The organism is Virgibacillus sp. DJP39 (assembly GCF_049310925.1).
In the GTDB taxonomy this organism is placed as follows: Bacteria; Bacillota; Bacilli; order Bacillales; family Amphibacillaceae; genus Virgibacillus_F.
This window is the reverse complement of sequence record NZ_JBMERP010000002.1, coordinates 26,341-45,106: the sequence shown is the minus strand read 5'-3', so window position 1 is coordinate 45,106 and position 18,766 is coordinate 26,341. Positions and strand designations below refer to the sequence as shown.

The following is an 18,766-nucleotide window of genomic DNA, read 5'->3' as shown; positions in this document are numbered from 1 at the left end:
TAATTAGAGTTCTTGTTTCCAAACCTGTAATTTCTCTTTCTCCGCCTCATTAATTGTTCCCTCTCCTACTAATAATGCAAGAACTTCATCATAATTAGTAATGGTGGCAAAAGTTAACGCAGCTTCTGAAAATTTTTGAATTGATTTATCCAATCCGTAAGTAAAAATAGCCAATATACTTAAAACTTCAGCACCTGCATTTAAAAGTGCTTGAGCTGCTTCGATTGAAGAACCCCCTGTCGAAATTAAATCTTCGATAACTACGGCCTTTTGACCCTGTTTGATATGTCCTTCAATTTGGTTCCCATTTCCATGACCTTTTGGTTTTGAACGTACATATACCATTGGCAAATCAAGTTCATCTGCAAGCCAGGCCGCATGTGGAATCCCGGCAGTAGCACACCCGGCTATCAGATCAGGCTTCACTTCCATTTGTTCAATCAGATGTTTATATCCTTGAACAATTTTCTTTCGAACAGATGGATAGGACATGGTTAAACGGTTGTCACAATAAATTGGTGATTTCAATCCAGATGTCCACGTAAAATAATTTTCGGTTCGAATTTGAATTGCTTTAATGTCTAGTAGATCCTTAGCTATTTCATGACTTAATCCCATGTTTCCACTCCTCAACAACTTTATTGTAGGCTTCTTTTGGATTTGCCGCTTTTGTAACAGTACGCCCAAGCACCAATATATCTGATCCGTTTTCTCGAGCAAATGCGGGTGATGATACACGCTTTTGATCATTTGCATTAGAATCGTCTAAACGGATACCAGGTGTTACAGTCAAAAATGTTTGTCCACAAATTTCTTTAATGGCCTTTGCTTCATGGACAGAACATACTACCCCGTCTGCACCATTTTGGTTAGCAAAATTTGCAAAGTGAAGTACATTATCATGGAGTTTTCCTGGTATGTTCAACTCATCATTCATCTCTTGTTCGTCCATCGACGTAAGCATGGTAACGGCAATTAGTTTAGTGATATGGCTAGAAGTGGAACCTGACACTAATCCATCCTTAGCTCGCTTAATCATTTCACTTCCACCCAGAGCATGTACATTCACCATATCCACCTCAAGCGCAGCAATATTTTTCATTGCCTTCATGACGGTTGTAGGGATGTCGTGTAATTTCAAGTCCAGAAAAATAGCATGATTATTTTCTTTTAGTGTCTCAATCACTTTTGGTCCTTCCCGGTAGAATAACTCCATTCCCACTTTTACTGGAACACCACGAAAATTATGTGTATCAATAAATCTTTTTGCTTCTTCCCAAGTGGGAAAGTCTAACGATAGATACGTTTTGCCATTCATGCTCCATGCCCCTTTCCAATCGCTTCTTCTACTGAGCTGAAACCATATTTTTCAAGTGCTCCTGGTAATGCTTCAATTAATTCTGGACAAATTAATGGATTTTGGAAATTGGCTGTTCCAACCGCAACCGCACTTGCTCCTGCTAGCAAAAACTCAACCACATCGTCAACTGTAGAAACACCGCCCATGCCGATAATTGGTATGGAAACGTGTTGTTTCACTTCATAAATCATACGAATAGCAACTGGTTTAATCGCTGGTCCTGACAATCCACCAGTTTTATTTGCAAGAATCGGTTTTCTACTAGATAGATGGATTTGCATTCCTGATAACGTATTAATCATTGACAGACCATCAGCCCCTGCTTCCTCCACCGCTTTAGCCATTGCTACGATATTCGAAACGTTTGGTGATAGTTTAACGTATACTGGTAGATTACTAGCTTTTTTAACGACCCTTGTGACATTGGCAGCCATTTCCGGATCAGTTCCGAATTGAATGCCACCTTCTTTTACGTTTGGGCAAGAAATATTTAGTTCTATCGCATGAACAGAATTCGTATGATTAAACGCTTCAGCTACCTTTTCATATTCTTCTATTGTACTACCAGCCACATTTGCAATGATCGGAATGTTATATTTTGCAAGAAAAGATACTTCTGTTTCGATAATATTATCTACGCCTGGGTTTTGTAATCCTATTGCGTTTAACATGCCAGCGGACGTTTCCGCTACACGTGGCGTATTGTTGCCGAATCGACTGGTACCGGTCGCAGCCTTCATAATAACTGCACCTAATTGCTGCAGGTCATAGAATTCACTGTATTCCCGACCAAAGCCAAAACATCCTGATGCTGGCATGATCGGATTTTTCAATTGCAAACCAGGTAAATTCACCGCTAAATCTGTCATAAGCTCACCTCATTTGCGTCAAATACTGGACCATCACTACATATTTTTTTGTATCCACCAAAATCATCCGTCGGAATAACGCATGCAAAACATGCTCCAACACCGCATCCCATTCGCTCTTCAAGTGAAATATACCCTTTTTCATTTTTCAACTTTTGTGTTACTGCTTGAAGCATAGGGAGAGGACCACATGAATAATAGCAATCAAAGTCTGCAACTTTTTCTACTACATCGGTTACAAATCCTTTTTCTCCATAACTACCATCGTTGGTTGTAATAAAAGTCTTCCCCAACTCATTGAAGGCTTCTTCGTAAAAAACGCTTGCTTTATTTTGAAAGCCAAGTACAGATACTACCTGCACTCCTTCTTTAGCTAGCTTTTTACCTAGGCAATACAGTGGGGGTATACCAATCCCCCCACCAATTAACAAAACAGTTGTATCGGTTGTATCCCTATCCGGAAACCCATTACCACTTGGACCCAATGCATTGATTTCCATCCCAGCTTGATACGTTGCAAGCGCCTTCGTGCCTTCTCCAAGCTGCTTGAATAAAACCGTCACCGTTTCATTCTCCTTATCAATTGTTGCAATAGATATCGGCCTTCTGAGAGTATGACCTGCTACTTCAATGTGTAAAAACTGTCCTGGCTTGGCATTTTCGCTAATATAGACATTCTGCAGGACCATTTCAGTAGTTTCATAGGCGATTTCATGCGCACTTTTAATCAACAATGTTTCTTTTCGTTTCATGTTAATACAACCTTTTTATCCGTCATTGGTTTTGCACTAAACGTTGTTGAATCAATTACATTTAAAATCGCATTAGCTGTATCAAGACTCGTTAGACAGGCAATTCCATGCTCAACTGCTTCTCTACGAATTCTAAACCCATCTGAGCGTGGTTTTTTCCCAGAAGTTAGTGTATTTATGACAAACTGTACCTCTCCATTTTCTATGATGGATAACACGTTTGGTTCATCTGATCCAATTTTCGCAACCTCGTTAACTGGAACCCCATTTTGTTTTACAAAGTCAGCAGTTCCAGCTGTTGCATACAGTTGGAAACCTAGCTGATGAAAGCGATCTGCAATTTCAAGAACTTCTGCCTTATCTTTGTCAGCAACTGTTAATAATACAGAACCTTCCTGTGGTACCTTAAGACCCGATGCAATCAGTCCCTTGTATAACGCTTTTTCCAATGTTTTATCATAGCCTATTGCTTCCCCGGTTGATTTCATTTCCGGCCCTAAAATTGTGTCAACACTACGCAACTTTTCAAACGAGAACACCGGTACTTTAACAGACACACTATCTTGTTCTGGCAAAATTCCTGAAGTGAAGCCCATTGCGTTTAACGATTCTCCTAGTATGCATTTTGTTGCGAGATTCGCCATTGTTACACCAGTTACCTTACTTAAGAAAGGGATGGTTCGGCTTGCCCTTGGGTTTACTTCAAGCACGTAAACATCATCTTTTCGTACAATGAACTGAATATTGATCAACCCTTTTACCTGCAGTTCCTGTGCAATTTTCGTTGCTGCTTCCATACACTTTTGTTTGACAGTTTCACTAATTCTTTGTGGTGGGTATACTGCAATCGAATCACCTGAATGGACACCTGCACGTTCGATATGTTCCATAATTCCAGGTATGATAGTTGTTTCTCCATCACTAATTGCGTCTACTTCCACTTCTATTCCTGTGAGATATTGGTCGATTAAGATAGGATGCTTATCTTCAGTATCACTTGATTTTACTAAATATGCATTTAGTTCGTCATCATTATAAACAATTTCCATCCGGCTACCACCGATTACATAGGATGGTCTAACTAAAACCGGATATCCTATTTCATTTGCTGTATCTAAGGCCTGATCCAATTTTAATACAGATTTACCTTTTGGACGTAACAAGTCAAGGTCATTTAACAGTTGTTCAAATTTGTCTCGGTCTTCTGCTTTATCTATTGCTTCCAGGTTCGTGCCCAATATATTAACTCCGCGTCGTTGAAGCCCATCCGCCAGGTTAATTGCCGTTTGTCCACCAAATTGAACAATAACACCTTCTGGGTTTTCTAGATTAATGACATGCATTACATCTTCCAGTGTTAATGGTTCAAAGTACAATTTATCCGATATACTGAAATCAGTTGAAACTGTTTCAGGGTTGTTATTCATAATGATTGCCTCATAGCCCATTTCTTTAATTGCTAATACTGAATGGACTGTTGCATAGTCAAACTCAATTCCTTGGCCTATTCTAATAGGTCCCGAGCCTAAAACAAGTATTTTCTTGCGGTCTGATCTTACTGATTCATTTTCATCTTCATAGGTACTATAAAAATAGGGTGTTTCAGATTCAAATTCAGCAGCACATGTATCAACCATCTTGTATACTGGTTTAATTTGTCTCTCCATGCGTAGTTCATATATTTCATCCACTGTTGTCTCCCATAGGCGTGCAATATGGGAATCGGAAAACCCTAATTTCTTACTTTTTTCTAGTAATTCAAGGTTATTTATATTTAGTCTTAATTTCTCTTCTAATTCGATTAAATGTTTAATTTTGATGAGAAAGAAACGATCAATTTTAGTTTGGTCAAAAATTTCATCTAGTGACATACCACGCCTAAATACTTCCGCTAAAACAAATAAACGTTCGTCATCCGCTTTCTTTAAGCGGTGTTTTAATTCATCAAGGGAAAGTTTAATTAATGATTTTAACCATAAATCCTCTGTACCTATATCAAGTGATCGAACACCTTTTAATAATGATTCCTCAAAGTTGCGACCAATTGCCATTATTTCGCCTGTTGCTTTCATTTGCGTCCCTAGATAACGATCCCCTGATGTGAATTTGTCAAAAGGAAATCGCGGTATTTTTGTGACAACATAGTCAAGAGAAGGCTCAAAGCAAGCATACGTTTTTCCTGTGATCGGGTTTAAGATTTCATCTAAAGTTAATCCTACCGCTATTTTTGCTGCTACTTTAGCAATTGGGTAGCCAGTAGCTTTTGAAGCGAGTGCTGACGATCGACTTACCCGTGGGTTCACTTCTATAATAAAGTAGTCAAAACTATCTGGGTCCAATGCTAATTGAACATTACAGCCACCTTCTATTTTTAATGCACGAATAATCTTAAGTGAAGCATTCCGCAGTAATTGATACTCACGGTCACTGAGTGTTTGGGATGGTGCTACGACTATTGAATCACCAGTATGAATTCCAACTGGATCAACGTTTTCCATATTACACACAACGATAGCCTGATCTTTTTTGTCACGCATTACTTCATACTCAATTTCTTTAAACCCAGCAATGTTTCGTTCAATTAGACATTGATTTACCGGTGATAATGACAATCCATTACGTGTAATATCACGAAGTTCCACCTCGGTATAACACATTCCTCCACCAGTACCACCTAAGGTATAAGCCGGTCTGACTATAAGTGGAAATCCTATTTCATTTGCAAAATCCACAGCTTTGTCAACTGAATTTACAATTTGACTCTCAGGAACTGGTTCATTAAGTTCATGCATTAGTGAACGAAATAATTCCCTGTCCTCTGCTTTTTGAATCGCTTCTAGTGAGGTTCCAAGAAGATTAACATTGTATTCTGCCAGAATCCCGGTCTCTTCTAGAGCTACTGCCAGATTTAAACCTGTTTGCCCCCCTAGAGTTGGCAGTAATGCGTCAGGTTGTTCCTTCCGAATGATTTTCGTTAAAAATTCTACCGTTAATGGCTCCATATATACTTTATCAGCAACTGTATAATCAGTCATAATCGTTGCAGGATTAGAATTTGCTAGTATAACTTGATATCCTTCTTCCTTTAGTGCCTGGCACCCTTGCGTGCCCGAATAATCAAACTCTGCTGCCTGTCCAATAACAATCGGACCTGATCCAATTACTAAAATTTTTTTTATTGCTTTATTCTTAGGCATACGTCTTCTCCTCCTCGTGTTTATCATTAACCTGTTCAATCATAGTCATGAATTGATCAAATAGATGATTGGTATCTTCTGGTCCTGGTGAACTTTCTGGATGATATTGAACCGTAAAAGCAGGGAAGGTTTTGTGTTTGATACCTTCGACAGTATTATCGTTTAATGCTATCTGTGTTAATATTAGATCCGTTTTATTAAGTGTATTCTTTCTAACAGCATAACTATGGTTTTGTGATGTTAAATACGTCTTGTCTAATTTCAAATCTTTTACTGGATGGTTTGCACCCCGATGACCAAATTTCATTTTTTCTGTGTCAGCCCCACATGCCAGTGCGAATAACTGGTGCCCTAAGCAAATACCGAATAGTGGTTTTTTTCCGAGTACCTCTCTAACCATTTCAATCGATTCTGGAACATCTTTCGGATCTCCAGGCCCATTAGTCAGCATTATTCCATCCGGTTTTAATCTTAGTATGTTTTCAGCGCTGTAATTGTACGGGACTACCGTAACATGACAATTCCGTTTTGTAAGTTCGCGTAAAATACCGTGTTTCATACCAAAATCTACTAATACAATACGATGTCCACGCCCCGGAACAACATAAGGTTTTACAGCTGATGTCAATTCCACTTGATTAGTCATTTCAGGCTCATTAGCTAATTCATTTAATAACTCTTCTTCTGATTCTGACGCATCAGCGATTATTGCCTTCATTGTTCCATGTTTACGAATAATCTTTGTTAATTTTCTAGTGTCAATTCCCGATATTCCAGGAATATCATTCGCTTCCAAATAGGAACTAAGGCTTTCTTCACTCCTGAAATTAGAAGGGTATTCAGTTACTTCCTTTGCCACAAATCCATGAATAAACGGTGTTACTGTTTCAAAATCATCTCGATTAATTCCATAATTACCAACAAGAGGATACGTCATCATAACGATTTGACCACAATAGGAAGGATCTGTAATTACCTCCTGGTAGCCAGTCATTCCCGTGTTAAATACTATTTCACCAGATCTTTTCCGGGAGCTTCCAAAGCCCTCTCCACTAAATATTGTTCCATCCTCTAAGATCAATTGTCGTTTAGTCATGAATATCCTCCTTATAGACTATTTTTCCTTCTGAAATAGTCAAAACTGGCTTACTGGTAATCTCCCATTTATCAAACGGGGTATTTTTCCCTTTTGAATGAAACTTATGCTTATCAACTTTGGTTTCTTTTTCTAGATTTACAATCGTTATATCTGCAATTTCTTTCTCTTTAAGCTTTCCGTAGGGCATCCCAAATACTTCAGCAGGTTTAATCGTTAACCAATCTACTAATTGACGTAGTGTGATTTTATTTGATTTTACTAGATACGTATAAAGAAGCGAAAATGCAGTTTCTAATCCAACAATTCCAAATGGAGATGTTAAAAATCCCTTTGCTTTTTCTGATTCTGCATGTGGAGCATGATCAGTTGCAATAAAATCAATTGTTCCATCTAATAAACCTGTTAGCAATGCTTCTTGATCTTCTTTGCTCCTAAGCGGTGGATTCATCTTATAATTCGTATCGTCTTTCAATACTGCATCTTCGTTTAGTAACAGATGATGCGGTGTTACCTCGGCAGTAACATGAATACCTGCTTTTTTTGCATCACGAATGACACGAACAGACTCTTTCGTACTTACGTGACAAACATGATAGTGAGCTCCTGTTGCTTCAGCTAATAATACATCGCGTGCGATTTGAACTGATTCACTTAGGGACGGAATCCCCGGAAGATCTATACGGTCACTTACATTACCTAGATGGACGACACCGCTATATACAATGGAATTATCTTCACAATGGGCTACAACAGATACATTAGCTGCAGCAGCTTCCTTCATTGCTCGGAGCATTAAGTCGGCAGTTTGTATACCAACACCGTCATCCGTAAAAGCAAATACTCCCATATCGGCAATTTGTTTAATATCATTCAATACCTCACCATTGAGGTCTTTCGTTATTGCTGCATATGGTAAAACTCGTACAACTGCAGATTCATTAATTTTGTTTAATAATGCTTTAACTGATTCCTCACTATCAGGAACTGGTGATGTATTTGGCATAGCACAAACAGTAGTAAATCCACCCCTGGCTGCAGCCTTCGTACCGGATTCAATTGTTTCCTTATGCTCACCACCCGGCTCTCGGAGATGGATATGGACATCGATAAAACCAGGGAAGACCATGTTATTTTCGCAATCAACAACTTGTGCAGTATCATCTGAAATATTTCGGGAGATTTCCTTGATGTATTTGTCTACAATTAAAATGTCCACGTTTTCAGCTACATTTGATTCCGTTAAGCGAGTTGCGTTTTTGAGTAATAATTTCATTTTGCATTCCCCAATCCTTTAATAATGTTGTTATTATTGCCATTCTTATATATACACCGTTATTCATTTGTTTGAAAATTCTTGACCGGCTGCACTCAACTAACTCAGATGCTAATTCGACTCCTCGGTTTACTGGAGCTGGATGCAAGATAATTGCGGAATCCCGCATTTTTTGTTCACGCCTGATTGTAAGTCCATATTTTTCGTGATAGGAGGTTGAATCATAATTTTTTTCCTCGTGACGTTCATGTTGAATTCTTAGCAGCATTAAAACGTCACACATCTCTACCGCCTCATCAATTGAGATATATGGAAAATCAAGTGACTTGTCTTCAAATCCCGGGGCAGCAGCAAAAAATACATTTGCACCTAAAGTGTGTAATGCTTGTGCGTTGGACCTGGCAACCCTACTGTGCTTGATGTCTCCAACTATAACGATGTTTAATCCACTAAAGTACCCAAAATCCTGATAAATGGTTAACAAATCTAGCATACATTGGGTTGGATGCTCTCCTATACCTGCACCAGCATTGATTATGGGTATCTGCAGGTGGTTTACTAGTTCCTCGTACCAGTTGTCTTCCTGATGACGAATGACCAGTAGATTAGCTCCAACTGCTTCACAAGTTTTTGCTGTATCATAGATTGATTCGCCTTTTGTTAAACTAGACGCTTCCATTTGTAAATCCAACGTTTCTATACCCAGTTTTTTTTCAGCTACAAGGAAACTAAGTTTAGTTCTGGTACTTGGTTCAAAAAATAGATTAGCTGCAAATAACTGGCATTGAAATTTGGGCTGGCCACTTTGACTGTACTGTTCCGCTACCTCTAGAATCTTTATCAATTCATTTGAGCTAAGATCTTTTGTTGATAGAAAATGTTTCATTGTCCACCCTCCAAATTTTTTCCATTAAAAAACCTCTTTGCAAAAGGTCGCAAAGAGGTATACGTGTACAGTCACGTAACATTGACAACCTTTTAAATCTCTCTGGATTCAATTAAAGGTTTACTTATTTATTTTTGAAAAATACTAACTTGATCGAGTTGATCTATTTCATCTAGTTTGACTACAATTACTTCGTTGTCTGAGGTAGGAATATTTTTGCCTACATAATCAGCTCTTATCGGCAATTCACGGTGGCCCCGATCAATTAAAACTCCTAGTTGAATTTGAGCAGGTCTGCCAAGATCCATGACCGCGTCCATTGCAGCACGTACAGTACGTCCCGTAAACAAAACGTCATCGATGAGAATAATATTTTTGTTGGTCAAATCTACATTTATATTCGTGTCCTTTAACTCTGGCTCGTTTGTAGGTGCACTTTTTTCCAAATCATCCCGATACAAGGTAATGTCTAATTCTCCAATCGGAACAGTCACATTTTCAATTTGTTTTATTTTCTCCTGTAATCTTTTCGTGATTGGAACACCCCGAGTCTTAATTCCGATAAGAACTAGATTTTCTCCGCCCTTGTTTTTCTCGAGTATTTCATGTGCTATTCTGGTTAATGCCCGATTAATCGCTGCTTGATCTAATACAACTGTTTTTTCTTCCAAGTTTATGCCCACCTCATTTCAAAATAAGAAGAATCGATTTAAGCGTTTATAATAGAAAAAAATCCCTTTTTCATGAGAGAAAAAGGGATTTTTTAGACGACAGACCTATGTCTATCTCATAACCGACTCCTTTTTAGTCTCTCAGGACTATCTTTAAAGGTTCTTTATTCATTTGTTTAAGTATGCCAAATTACAGTATATGTGTCAATACATAATTTTAATCTGATCCAGAAGATCGAAAAATATTTGAGGAGGTTTAACCTCAAACTTCATCCATTCTTTAGTCCGTGGATGTGTAAAGCCTAAAGATTTTGCATGTAATGCCTGCCCGTCAACTTTCAATGTTTTTCGTTGACCGTATTTTGGATCACCTACTAGAGGAAAACCAATATACCTGAAATGTACTCGAATTTGATGTGTTCTTCCTGTTTCCAATTGACATTCTACATGTGTGTAGTTATCATATCGATTTAAAACGCTGAAATGGGTTACAGCTGGTTTACCCTTATCAACAATTCCCATCCTTTGCCTGTCCTTAGGATCTCGTCCTATAGGTGCATCCACCATTCCTGTGTCGTGTTCAATAACACCGTGAACCACAGCTTCATACTTGCGTTCTACTTTCTTGCTTGAAAGTTGTTCTGCAAGACTTGTATGTGCAATATCGCTTTTGGCAACTACTAACAGACCACTCGTATCTTTATCAATTCTGTGAACAATTCCAGGACGCTCAACCCCATTTATACCGGACAAGTCTTTACAGTGGTATAGCAATGCGTTTACAAGTGTTCCTCCGACGTGTCCAGCAGATGGATGGACTACCATCCCCTTTGGTTTATTTACAACAATAACATCGGAATCTTCATAAATTACCTCAATTGGAATATTTTCAGCTTCTACTTCCAATGGTTTTGGTTGAGGCTCAGACCATTCAATTACATCTCCTGTGTGGCATTTATGGTTAGGCTTTGCTTCTTCGTTGTTTAATTTGACAAAACCATCAGCAATCCACGTCTGTACTTGTGAACGTGAATTATTCGGATTTATATCCGCTAACAGTTTATCTAACCTAATCTTATTTTGATGGGCTTGCACTTCATGTTGATTTACTGTCATACTGTTTTATTTCCTTTCTTTTTCTCATCAATAAATGTTGCTATTAATACCAGAATAACACCAACTACTAAAGACGAATCTGCAATATTAAAGATAGGAAAATCGTAGTTGATAATAATAAAATCCAGGAAATCAACTACTGCACCGCGAAAAATACGGTCAATAAAGTTCCCAATTGCTCCACCTAGAATAAAGCTTAATGATACTGCTAGTAGTTTGTTGTCCTTTGCATACTTTTGCATATAGTATATAACGCCTATTACAACAATTACAGTTACAATATAAAAGAAGAGCATTTTTCCTTCTAATATGCCCCAGGCGGCACCTGTATTACGGTGAGAAGTGAAATAGAAAAAGTTTTCAATAATTGTAATTTGTTCATACAATTCCATATTTTTTACAACAATCCATTTTGTGATTTGATCAATCACTACTAAAATTACTGCAACTATGTAATACGGGTACATTTATCTTCCCCCAAATCCAAACTTGTTTCTAAGTAACATATTATCATAAAGAATCCTTCTCTGCTTTAAGAGAAGGATTCTTTCCTATCAATCACACAAAAATTTTGAACGTATTGGCATTTTCTTTGACTTAATAGTTTTCTTTGACTATTTCAGCACAGCGTGTACATAGTTCTGGGTGTTCTTTATCTTCTCCAACGGTTTCTGAAGCAATCCAGCAACGTTCACATTTTTCTCCTGGATGTTTTTCGACTTTAACGTCAACAAAACGATACCCAGTTGTTCCATTACTATCTTCACTTAAATTTGCTTCTGAAACAATTAATAACTGATGCAGATTTTGAATACCGTTTAGTACTTCTTTCGTGTTTTCGTCCTTTGCAACAATGGTTATTTTAGCTTCTAAGGATTTTCCAATGATTTTTTTGTTTCGAGCTTCTTCTAATGCCTTGAAAACATCGTCGCGAACACTCATAAAGTGATCCCATTTCTTTGGTAGTTCCTCATTGTCAAAAACCTCTATTGGATCTGGGATGTCTGTTAACTGCACGTTCACTGAAGTCTTAGTTCCAGGAATATATTCCCATACTTCATCTGTTGTATGTGGAATAATTGGCGTTAACAGTTGAACAAGTGTTGTTAAGATATCATAGTAAACTGTTTGAATACTTCTGCGTTGCGCGTTATCCGCTGCTTCAATATACAGAATATCTTTTGCAAAGTCTAAATAGAATGAGCTAAGATCTACTGCGCAAAAGTTGTGAACCTGATGATAAATTGTTGAAAACTCAAATTTATCATAGCCTGATCTCACATTTTTGTTTATCTGCTGCAGACGATGTAGCATATATTGGTCAACTTCCTGCAAGTCACTTACATTTACACGGTCAGTTTCAGGATTAAAATCAGCTAAGTTTGCCAGCATAAAGCGGAATGTATTTCTAATTTTTCGATACGCCTCTGACACATGCTTTAAAATATCCTGTGAAATACGAACATCTGCTTGATAGTCCACTGATGATACCCATAAACGAAGGATATCGGATCCCAATTGTTTTTGAACTTTTGATGGACTCATAATGTTGCCTAATGATTTACTCATTTTCCGGCCATTGCCATCTAGAACAAATCCATGAGAGACAATATTCTCATATGGTGCTTTCCCTGTAACCGCAACAGACGTTGATAAGGAAGAGTTAAACCACCCGCGATACTGGTCACTTCCTTCCAAATAAATATCTGCAGGACGTCTATGGTCATCTCGACCAACTAATACTCCTTCATGGGAAGAACCTGAATCAAACCATACATCCATGATGTCTGTTTCTTTTGTAAATTTCCCGTTTGGGCTATGATCAGATGTAAATCCTTCTGGTAGCAAATCCTTAGCCTCGCGCTCGAACCAAACGTTCGAACCGTGTTCAGCAAACAACTTAGAAATATGTGCAATCGTTTCCTCTGTAATAATCGGTGTTTGGTCTTCAGCGTAAAAAACAGGAATTGGTACTCCCCATGCTCGTTGGCGTGAAATACACCAATCTTCACGGTCTCGAACCATATTAAATAATCGTGTTTCACCCCAGCTTGGATACCAATTAACTCGTTTAATTTCTTCTAAAATATCTTGGCGGAAGTCCTTGATTGACGCAAACCACTGTGATGTTGCACGGAAAATTGTTGGTTTTTTCGTACGCCAGTCATGTGGGTAAGAATGAGTGATGAATGTTAGTTTTAATAAAGCCCCAACCTCTTCAAGCTTTTCTGTGATTTGTTTGTTTGCCTCATCATAAAATAATCCTTCAAATCCGGGAGCCTCACTCGTAAAAATACCTTTGTCATCAACAGGACATAATGCTTCTAGTCCATATCCTTTTGAAACATAAAAATCATCTTCACCATGACCAGGAGCAGTATGAACACATCCTGTACCTGCATCTGTTGTCACATGATCACCTAACATGACAATAGAGTCTCTGTCATAAAAAGGATGCTTCGTAACGATTTTATCAGCCTCTTGGCCTTTAAATGTTTTAATAACTTCTGGATTTTCCCAATCCAATTCATTAGACACTGTCTCAAGCAGATCCTGTGCCACAACAAATTTTTCATTCTCTACCTTTACAACAACATAATCGAATTTTGGGTGTAAACTAATCCCAAGATTTGCTGGAATAGTCCATGGTGTAGTAGTCCAGATGATAACCTTTTCTCCACCATCGAGTAGACCTTTTCCATCCGTTACTTCAAAACCAACATAAATAGATGGTGAACGCTTATCATGGTATTCAATTTCTGCCTCAGCAAGGGCTGATTCAGATGATGGTGACCAATAAACTGGTTTTAATCCTTTATAGATATACCCTTTATTAGCCATCTCACCAAAGACCTTAATTTGTGCTGCTTCATAGTTCTTGTTTAATGTGATATATGGGTTATCCCAATCTCCTCTGACTCCAAGTTGTTTAAACTGTGTACGTTGATTATCTATCTGACCCATTGCATACTCAGCACACATTTTTCTGAATTCAGCAATACTAAGTTCTTTTCGATTTATCTTTTTCTTCTTTGTCAAAGCTGTTTCAATCGGCAGTCCATGTGTGTCCCAACCAGGCACATATGGAGCACTGAAACCAGTCATTGATTTGTAACGAGTGATGAAATCCTTAAGTATTTTATTTAATGCGTGCCCAATATGCAAATCACCATTTGCATATGGTGGTCCGTCATGTAAGACAAATAAAGGTCGGCCCTTTGTACGTTCCTGCCCTTTTTCATATATATTTTCTTCTTCCCATTTCTGTTGACGTACAGGTTCCTTGTTTGGTAAATTACCTCGCATTGGAAACTCTGTCTTTGGCATTAGTAATGTGTCTTTATAATCCATTATTGTTCCTCCTAGTGTTAACTTGCTATAAGCCTTGATCATTTATTTATTGTAATCAAGAAATAGTTATTGTAATCAAGAAATAGTTTTATGTAGCAATTATTTTTAGCAATAAACTTTCTTTCTGCATAAGTGCTGCACTAAGCTTTCGCCAAAAGGCTTGCGATAAGCCAAGTTTTCTAAAAATATTAAAAAAAGCCCTCTACATCCCAAAAGGGACGAGAAGACTCGCGGTACCACCCTTATAAATTTAAATTCTTAATTAAAACTTAAATTCACTCGAAGTTCGTAACGTGAACGACACGTCCAATTCTCCTCTGACAGATTCGATCGGATACTCAGGAGTGATGTTCTAAATGTTTTCTGTACCAGGCTTACACCGTATCCCAGCTCGCTTTAAACAGAGTATAACAATTATACTGTCTCCGTCCTTGTATGTTACTATTCACTTATTAATTAAGTTTATTTTATTATAGATTAATATTGCTTTAATCGTCAACAATTAAGATCTATTTTCTGCTAATTCAAGTTCTTCGCCAATTTCTTCGTCAAATAAGTGATCCCAATCATCTGTTCCAATCATTTCTAACTGTGCTTCAATAAGCATTCTTAGTCTAGTACGGAATACCTTACCCTGTTTTTTAAGTTCTTCTACATCCATGGAAATTCTGCGCGATTTGTTAAGTGCTTCGTTAATAATACGATCTGCGTTTTTCTCTGCTTCTTTAATTATCAACTTTGATTCTTTCGTTGCGTTACCACGAACTTCCTCTGCAGTTTCCTGAGCAATTAAAATTGACTTATTTAAGGTGGTTTCAATATTAGTAAAATGACCTAGTTTTTCATTTAGTTGTTCCATTTTTTCTTTCAGTTCTTTTCTTTCCCGAATCACCATTTCATAGTCTTTAATTACTTGGTCTAAAAATTCGTTAACTTCATCTTCATCATAACCCCGAAAGCCTTTTGTGAATTCTTTGTTATGGATATCTAGTGGTGTTAATGGCACTTGGGCCACCTCCTTACTTTATTTAGAAAACAATATATCAATTAATTAAAATTTTTCCTATTACGACTTAATTCGACGTTTCCTATGGAAATCCTGCATGTTTTTCAAACTATTTTAACTTCGAAGTTGTTATTTTAAGCTTTTCCTTCTTAGTCTTTCCATTAATCCCTTCAACCTTACTGCGGCCTTTGCCTTTAAATGATATTAAATCATTTGCCTGTACAGTGAATGACCGATCATCTACCACTCGATAATTAACTTTAACTAATTTCTTAGAAATGCTTTCTGCAGCAGTCTGCCTTGAAATAGCGTATATACTTTTTATGATTGTGTCTAATCGCATAGATGAAACTAGGTGGTCTTCCGATATCCAGTACAACTCTTTTTCGACTAATTCTTTAATTGATTTTGATACGAAATTTACATTTGTATTCTTTATTGATGTTAGATTTGCTACGACATATGTACTGATATCATCTGTTAATAAAATCTGGACCAATCCGTCCTTAACAATGATATCACCCAACTTTTTTCGTTCAAGTCCTAGTGATAAAAAAGATCCCATAACATCTCCATGGGATAGTGAAACAAACTTCTCATGATAATTTGTCTGTAAAATAATTATACCAAAGTCTGATTCCACAACTTCTTCATACTCTGGTACGATTATTGCTCGTTTTCTTTCGGAAAAATTTCCGCCACCAAATAAATTGAGTTTTAAATCGTTGTCATCTCCACCAACCAACAAATTAATAATTTGTTGCTCTCTAGGATCTAAAAAATCTGTTAATACCGGCTGATATGATCTCTCTACTAGTTCTTTCCACGATAATACACGATCAATATACGGCTGTTCCTCTTTTCTAAAGTGTTGGTAAATATCCATATTTTAGAATAAACCTGCTAACATTTTAAAAAATACTGGTAAACCATAATCTCTAGCCAAAAATAGTACGAATATCGCAACAATTGGCGATAAATCAATCATACCAAGTGGAGGTATAATTTTACGGAACGGTTCTAAAAATGGTTCCGCTATGCTCGTTAAGAACTTACCTATTGCTGTTTCCCGAGAGCCTGGGAACCATGACATAAATATATATATGATAATTGCAAAACTATAAATTTCTAATCCATAATAAAGTATTTTAAACAGTGCTTCCATTGTATGCTACCATCCTTTTTCAATTTCGTCTTCTTCATATGTATCTGTAATTACACCGGATACATTTACATTATCAGGTGTACATAGGAAAGTGTCTGGGCCAAGCTTTTGAATATCACCATTAATGGCGTAAACAGTCCCGCTCAAAAAATCAATGATTCGCTTTCCTTGATCATTATCCACCCGTTGTAAGTTGATAACAACTGCTCTTCGGTTTACGATATTGTCGGCAATTTCCTGAGCCTCTCCGTATGACCTTGGTTCACTTAATACCATTTTCGATGAAGCTTGCTGCATACTTTTTAAACTCACAACGTTTTGTGAATGTTTTTGACTATGATTGGCAGAATTATCTTCCTGTTCTTGTTCTTCGTCTTGTTCTTCCACATATTCATACTCATCATCCATTGTAAAAAATGTTTTTATTTTATTTTTAATACTCACGTTAACACCTCACAGATTTTTTGATCCAACTAACTTTGAACCAATGCGTATATGAGTAGCACCTTCTTCAATGGCAATTTCATAATCATTACTCATGCCCATCGACAAATATTGACACGGTGCATGGGATAAATCCTTTAACATAATCTGATCCCTTTTTTCTCTAAGTGATGCAAAGGTTTGTCGCAATACATTTTCATCATCAGTATGTTGGGCCATTGTCATTAAACCAATCACGCGAATGTTTGAATAATTCTTAAGTTCTGAAATAAAAAATTCAACATCACCTAACGCCACACCATGCTTAGATTCCTCTTCACTTACATTTACTTGAATAAAACAATCAATTGGGCGTTTAGAACGCTTGTCTATTTCTTTGGCTAATGATTTCCGGTCCAAGGAATGGATAAAATCAATCTCGGAGATGACATCCTTCACTTTTCTTGACTGGAGTGTACCGATAAAATGCCATTTTACGCTGTCACTGAAATGGTTATACTTTTCTTGAAAACCTTCCAAACGATTTTCACCAAGATTTTTAATTCCAGCTCCAACCGCTTCTAATGTTCTTTCTATTGTAACATATTTCGTTACTCCAATAATCGTAATATCTTCTGCATTTCGATTACTTCTTTTACATGCTGCGTTTATATTGGCACGTATCTCTTTTAAATTATCAGCTACTGGCACGATTACTAGATCTCCTTTCAACACAAAATCATTCTTGAAAACCAATAAATCCAAGCATTCTTCCAGTTTTGCCTTCATCACGGCGATGTGAAAAGAATAAATCCTTTTCACGATATGTGCAATAATTTGATATCTCTATATTATGACGTAACACACCACTTTGTAAAAGATTTTCTACATTTAATTTCTTCAAGTCCAACAGATAATGACTATTGTTTCGTTTATCTGTAGTGTTTTTTATCTGTTCAGCAGATAGGTTTTTTATAACGTGATCATCCACCTCATAAGCGGTTCGTGAGATACAAGGGCCAACAGCTACACGTAATGTTTCGATATTAGCACCCAACTGAAGGAACTTTTTAATCATTTCTACACCAATTTCATTTACTGTACCTTTCCAACCCGCATGAGCAATTCCAACATAATCTGTGTCGGGATCAAAAAAGAACAACGGAACACAATCTGCAAAAAATGCTGTACATAAAACTCCTTTTTGGTTAGTGATGAGACCATCTACTCCTGGTAAAGAATCTTCATAAGACAATCCACCCCTACCCTGTACTTTGTCATTAATGACCTCAACAATAGTCCCATGAACCTGTTGACCGCTAACCCATTGCTCAATCGGTATATTCAGTTTATGTGCAAGATATTCCCGATTACTAATTACATCATGTGAACGATCTGGTACATGCAACCCTAAATTAAGTGAATCAAAGGGTGTCTTGCTAGTCCCCCCTTGGCGCGTGGTAAACCCAACACGTAAAGAAGGTTTTATTTGCTCCCAATTGGTTAGTGATAAAAAAGATTCATTTTCCTGATTAAAGGCTTCCATTTAAATTCCTCCACAAAAAAGTCCTTTACTCATTTTATCACAATTAATGTTT

General features: G+C 37.3%; 18 protein-coding genes and 1 other annotated feature. All 18 genes read right to left on the bottom strand.

The window, feature by feature from the left end:
- Nucleotides 1-3: 3 nt before the first annotated feature.
- Nucleotides 4-618 (bottom strand): orotate phosphoribosyltransferase, encoded by a 615-nt coding sequence (gene pyrE, locus ACOI1D_RS01165; protein ID WP_422498517.1) that lies wholly within the window; start codon nucleotides 616-618, stop codon nucleotides 4-6.
- Complete coding sequence (gene pyrF, locus ACOI1D_RS01160; RefSeq protein ID WP_422498514.1) at nucleotides 602-1,318, bottom strand: orotidine-5'-phosphate decarboxylase; 717 nt, start codon at nucleotides 1,316-1,318, stop codon at nucleotides 602-604. Before pyrF ends, pyrE begins: the two co-directional genes overlap by 17 nt.
- Nucleotides 1,315-2,229 carry a dihydroorotate dehydrogenase gene (locus ACOI1D_RS01155; RefSeq protein WP_422498512.1) on the bottom strand — a complete coding sequence of 305 codons (915 nt, stop codon included), beginning with the start codon at nucleotides 2,227-2,229 and terminating at the stop codon, nucleotides 1,315-1,317. The genes pyrF and ACOI1D_RS01155 overlap by 4 nt, the downstream gene beginning before the upstream one ends.
- A complete protein-coding gene (locus tag ACOI1D_RS01150; RefSeq protein ID WP_422498510.1) occupies nucleotides 2,226-2,981 on the bottom strand; it encodes a dihydroorotate dehydrogenase electron transfer subunit in 756 nt (251 codons plus the stop codon). Before ACOI1D_RS01150 ends, ACOI1D_RS01155 begins: the two co-directional genes overlap by 4 nt.
- The gene (carB, locus tag ACOI1D_RS01145; protein ID WP_422498508.1) at nucleotides 2,978-6,178 is read right to left on the bottom strand and encodes a carbamoyl-phosphate synthase large subunit; all 3,201 of its coding nucleotides are present in this window, start codon (nucleotides 6,176-6,178) and stop codon (nucleotides 2,978-2,980) included. The genes ACOI1D_RS01150 and carB overlap by 4 nt, the downstream gene beginning before the upstream one ends.
- Nucleotides 6,171-7,274 carry a carbamoyl phosphate synthase small subunit gene (locus ACOI1D_RS01140; protein WP_422498505.1) on the bottom strand — a complete coding sequence of 368 codons (1,104 nt, stop codon included), beginning with the start codon at nucleotides 7,272-7,274 and terminating at the stop codon, nucleotides 6,171-6,173. The genes carB and ACOI1D_RS01140 overlap by 8 nt, the downstream gene beginning before the upstream one ends.
- On the bottom strand, nucleotides 7,267-8,550 hold the full coding sequence (locus tag ACOI1D_RS01135) for a dihydroorotase (protein WP_422498503.1): 1,284 nt from the start codon (nucleotides 8,548-8,550) through the stop codon (nucleotides 7,267-7,269). Before ACOI1D_RS01135 ends, ACOI1D_RS01140 begins: the two co-directional genes overlap by 8 nt.
- Nucleotides 8,498-9,436 (bottom strand): aspartate carbamoyltransferase catalytic subunit, encoded by a 939-nt coding sequence (locus tag ACOI1D_RS01130; protein ID WP_422498501.1) that lies wholly within the window; start codon nucleotides 9,434-9,436, stop codon nucleotides 8,498-8,500. The genes ACOI1D_RS01135 and ACOI1D_RS01130 overlap by 53 nt, the downstream gene beginning before the upstream one ends.
- Nucleotides 9,437-9,564: 128 nt before the next feature.
- Nucleotides 9,565-10,107 (bottom strand): bifunctional pyr operon transcriptional regulator/uracil phosphoribosyltransferase PyrR, encoded by a 543-nt coding sequence (gene pyrR / locus ACOI1D_RS01125; protein ID WP_422498499.1) that lies wholly within the window; start codon nucleotides 10,105-10,107, stop codon nucleotides 9,565-9,567.
- A gap of 204 nt (nucleotides 10,108-10,311) precedes the next feature.
- A complete protein-coding gene (locus ACOI1D_RS01120; protein WP_422498497.1) occupies nucleotides 10,312-11,223 on the bottom strand; it encodes an RluA family pseudouridine synthase in 912 nt (303 codons plus the stop codon).
- Nucleotides 11,220-11,690 carry a signal peptidase II gene (gene lspA / locus ACOI1D_RS01115; protein WP_422498495.1) on the bottom strand — a complete coding sequence of 157 codons (471 nt, stop codon included), beginning with the start codon at nucleotides 11,688-11,690 and terminating at the stop codon, nucleotides 11,220-11,222. The genes ACOI1D_RS01120 and lspA overlap by 4 nt, the downstream gene beginning before the upstream one ends.
- A gap of 130 nt (nucleotides 11,691-11,820) precedes the next feature.
- Nucleotides 11,821-14,574 (bottom strand): isoleucine--tRNA ligase, encoded by a 2,754-nt coding sequence (ileS, locus tag ACOI1D_RS01110; protein WP_422498494.1) that lies wholly within the window; start codon nucleotides 14,572-14,574, stop codon nucleotides 11,821-11,823.
- A gap of 211 nt (nucleotides 14,575-14,785) precedes the next feature.
- Nucleotides 14,786-15,015, bottom strand: a binding site (T-box leader).
- Between the two features lie 61 nt (nucleotides 15,016-15,076).
- Nucleotides 15,077-15,580, bottom strand: a complete 504-nt coding sequence (locus tag ACOI1D_RS01105; RefSeq protein ID WP_422498492.1) for a DivIVA domain-containing protein — start codon at nucleotides 15,578-15,580, stop codon at nucleotides 15,077-15,079.
- 109 nt (nucleotides 15,581-15,689) lie between these two features.
- Nucleotides 15,690-16,466 carry an RNA-binding protein gene (locus tag ACOI1D_RS01100; protein ID WP_422498490.1) on the bottom strand — a complete coding sequence of 259 codons (777 nt, stop codon included), beginning with the start codon at nucleotides 16,464-16,466 and terminating at the stop codon, nucleotides 15,690-15,692.
- A gap of 3 nt (nucleotides 16,467-16,469) precedes the next feature.
- Nucleotides 16,470-16,745, bottom strand: coding sequence for a YggT family protein (locus tag ACOI1D_RS01095; protein WP_422498488.1), 276 nt, complete (start codon nucleotides 16,743-16,745; stop codon nucleotides 16,470-16,472).
- A 6-nt stretch (nucleotides 16,746-16,751) separates the two neighbouring features.
- Complete coding sequence (locus tag ACOI1D_RS01090) at nucleotides 16,752-17,189, bottom strand: cell division protein SepF (RefSeq protein WP_422498486.1); 438 nt, start codon at nucleotides 17,187-17,189, stop codon at nucleotides 16,752-16,754.
- 9 nt (nucleotides 17,190-17,198) lie between these two features.
- On the bottom strand, nucleotides 17,199-17,879 hold the full coding sequence (locus tag ACOI1D_RS01085; RefSeq protein ID WP_422498764.1) for a YggS family pyridoxal phosphate-dependent enzyme: 681 nt from the start codon (nucleotides 17,877-17,879) through the stop codon (nucleotides 17,199-17,201).
- A 28-nt stretch (nucleotides 17,880-17,907) separates the two neighbouring features.
- Complete coding sequence (gene pgeF, locus ACOI1D_RS01080) at nucleotides 17,908-18,714, bottom strand: peptidoglycan editing factor PgeF (protein WP_422498484.1); 807 nt, start codon at nucleotides 18,712-18,714, stop codon at nucleotides 17,908-17,910.
- Nucleotides 18,715-18,766 lie beyond the last annotated feature (52 nt).

Excerpts from the sequence above, each read along its gene's own strand:
- ACOI1D_RS01150 (WP_422498510.1), bottom strand. The coding sequence starts at position 2,981 with ATGAAACGAAAAGAAACATTGTTGATTAAAAGTGCGCATGAAATCGCC.
- carB (WP_422498508.1), bottom strand. The coding sequence starts at position 6,178 with ATGCCTAAGAATAAAGCAATAAAAAAAATTTTAGTAATTGGATCAGGT.
- ACOI1D_RS01135 (WP_422498503.1), bottom strand. The coding sequence starts at position 8,550 with ATGAAATTATTACTCAAAAACGCAACTCGCTTAACGGAATCAAATGTA.
- lspA (WP_422498495.1), bottom strand. The coding sequence starts at position 11,690 with ATGTACCCGTATTACATAGTTGCAGTAATTTTAGTAGTGATTGATCAA.
- ACOI1D_RS01140 (WP_422498505.1), bottom strand. The coding sequence starts at position 7,274 with ATGACTAAACGACAATTGATCTTAGAGGATGGAACAATATTTAGTGGA.
- pyrE (WP_422498517.1), bottom strand. The coding sequence starts at position 618 with ATGGGATTAAGTCATGAAATAGCTAAGGATCTACTAGACATTAAAGCA.
- ACOI1D_RS01120 (WP_422498497.1), bottom strand. The coding sequence starts at position 11,223 with ATGACAGTAAATCAACATGAAGTGCAAGCCCATCAAAATAAGATTAGG.
- ACOI1D_RS01100 (WP_422498490.1), bottom strand. The coding sequence starts at position 16,466 with ATGGATATTTACCAACACTTTAGAAAAGAGGAACAGCCGTATATTGAT.
- ACOI1D_RS01130 (WP_422498501.1), bottom strand. The coding sequence starts at position 9,436 with ATGAAACATTTTCTATCAACAAAAGATCTTAGCTCAAATGAATTGATA.
- pgeF (WP_422498484.1), bottom strand. The coding sequence starts at position 18,714 with ATGGAAGCCTTTAATCAGGAAAATGAATCTTTTTTATCACTAACCAAT.
- ileS (WP_422498494.1), bottom strand. The coding sequence starts at position 14,574 with ATGGATTATAAAGACACATTACTAATGCCAAAGACAGAGTTTCCAATG.
- pyrF (WP_422498514.1), bottom strand. The coding sequence starts at position 1,318 with ATGAATGGCAAAACGTATCTATCGTTAGACTTTCCCACTTGGGAAGAA.
- ACOI1D_RS01155 (WP_422498512.1), bottom strand. The coding sequence starts at position 2,229 with ATGACAGATTTAGCGGTGAATTTACCTGGTTTGCAATTGAAAAATCCG.
- ACOI1D_RS01095 (WP_422498488.1), bottom strand. The coding sequence starts at position 16,745 with ATGGAAGCACTGTTTAAAATACTTTATTATGGATTAGAAATTTATAGT.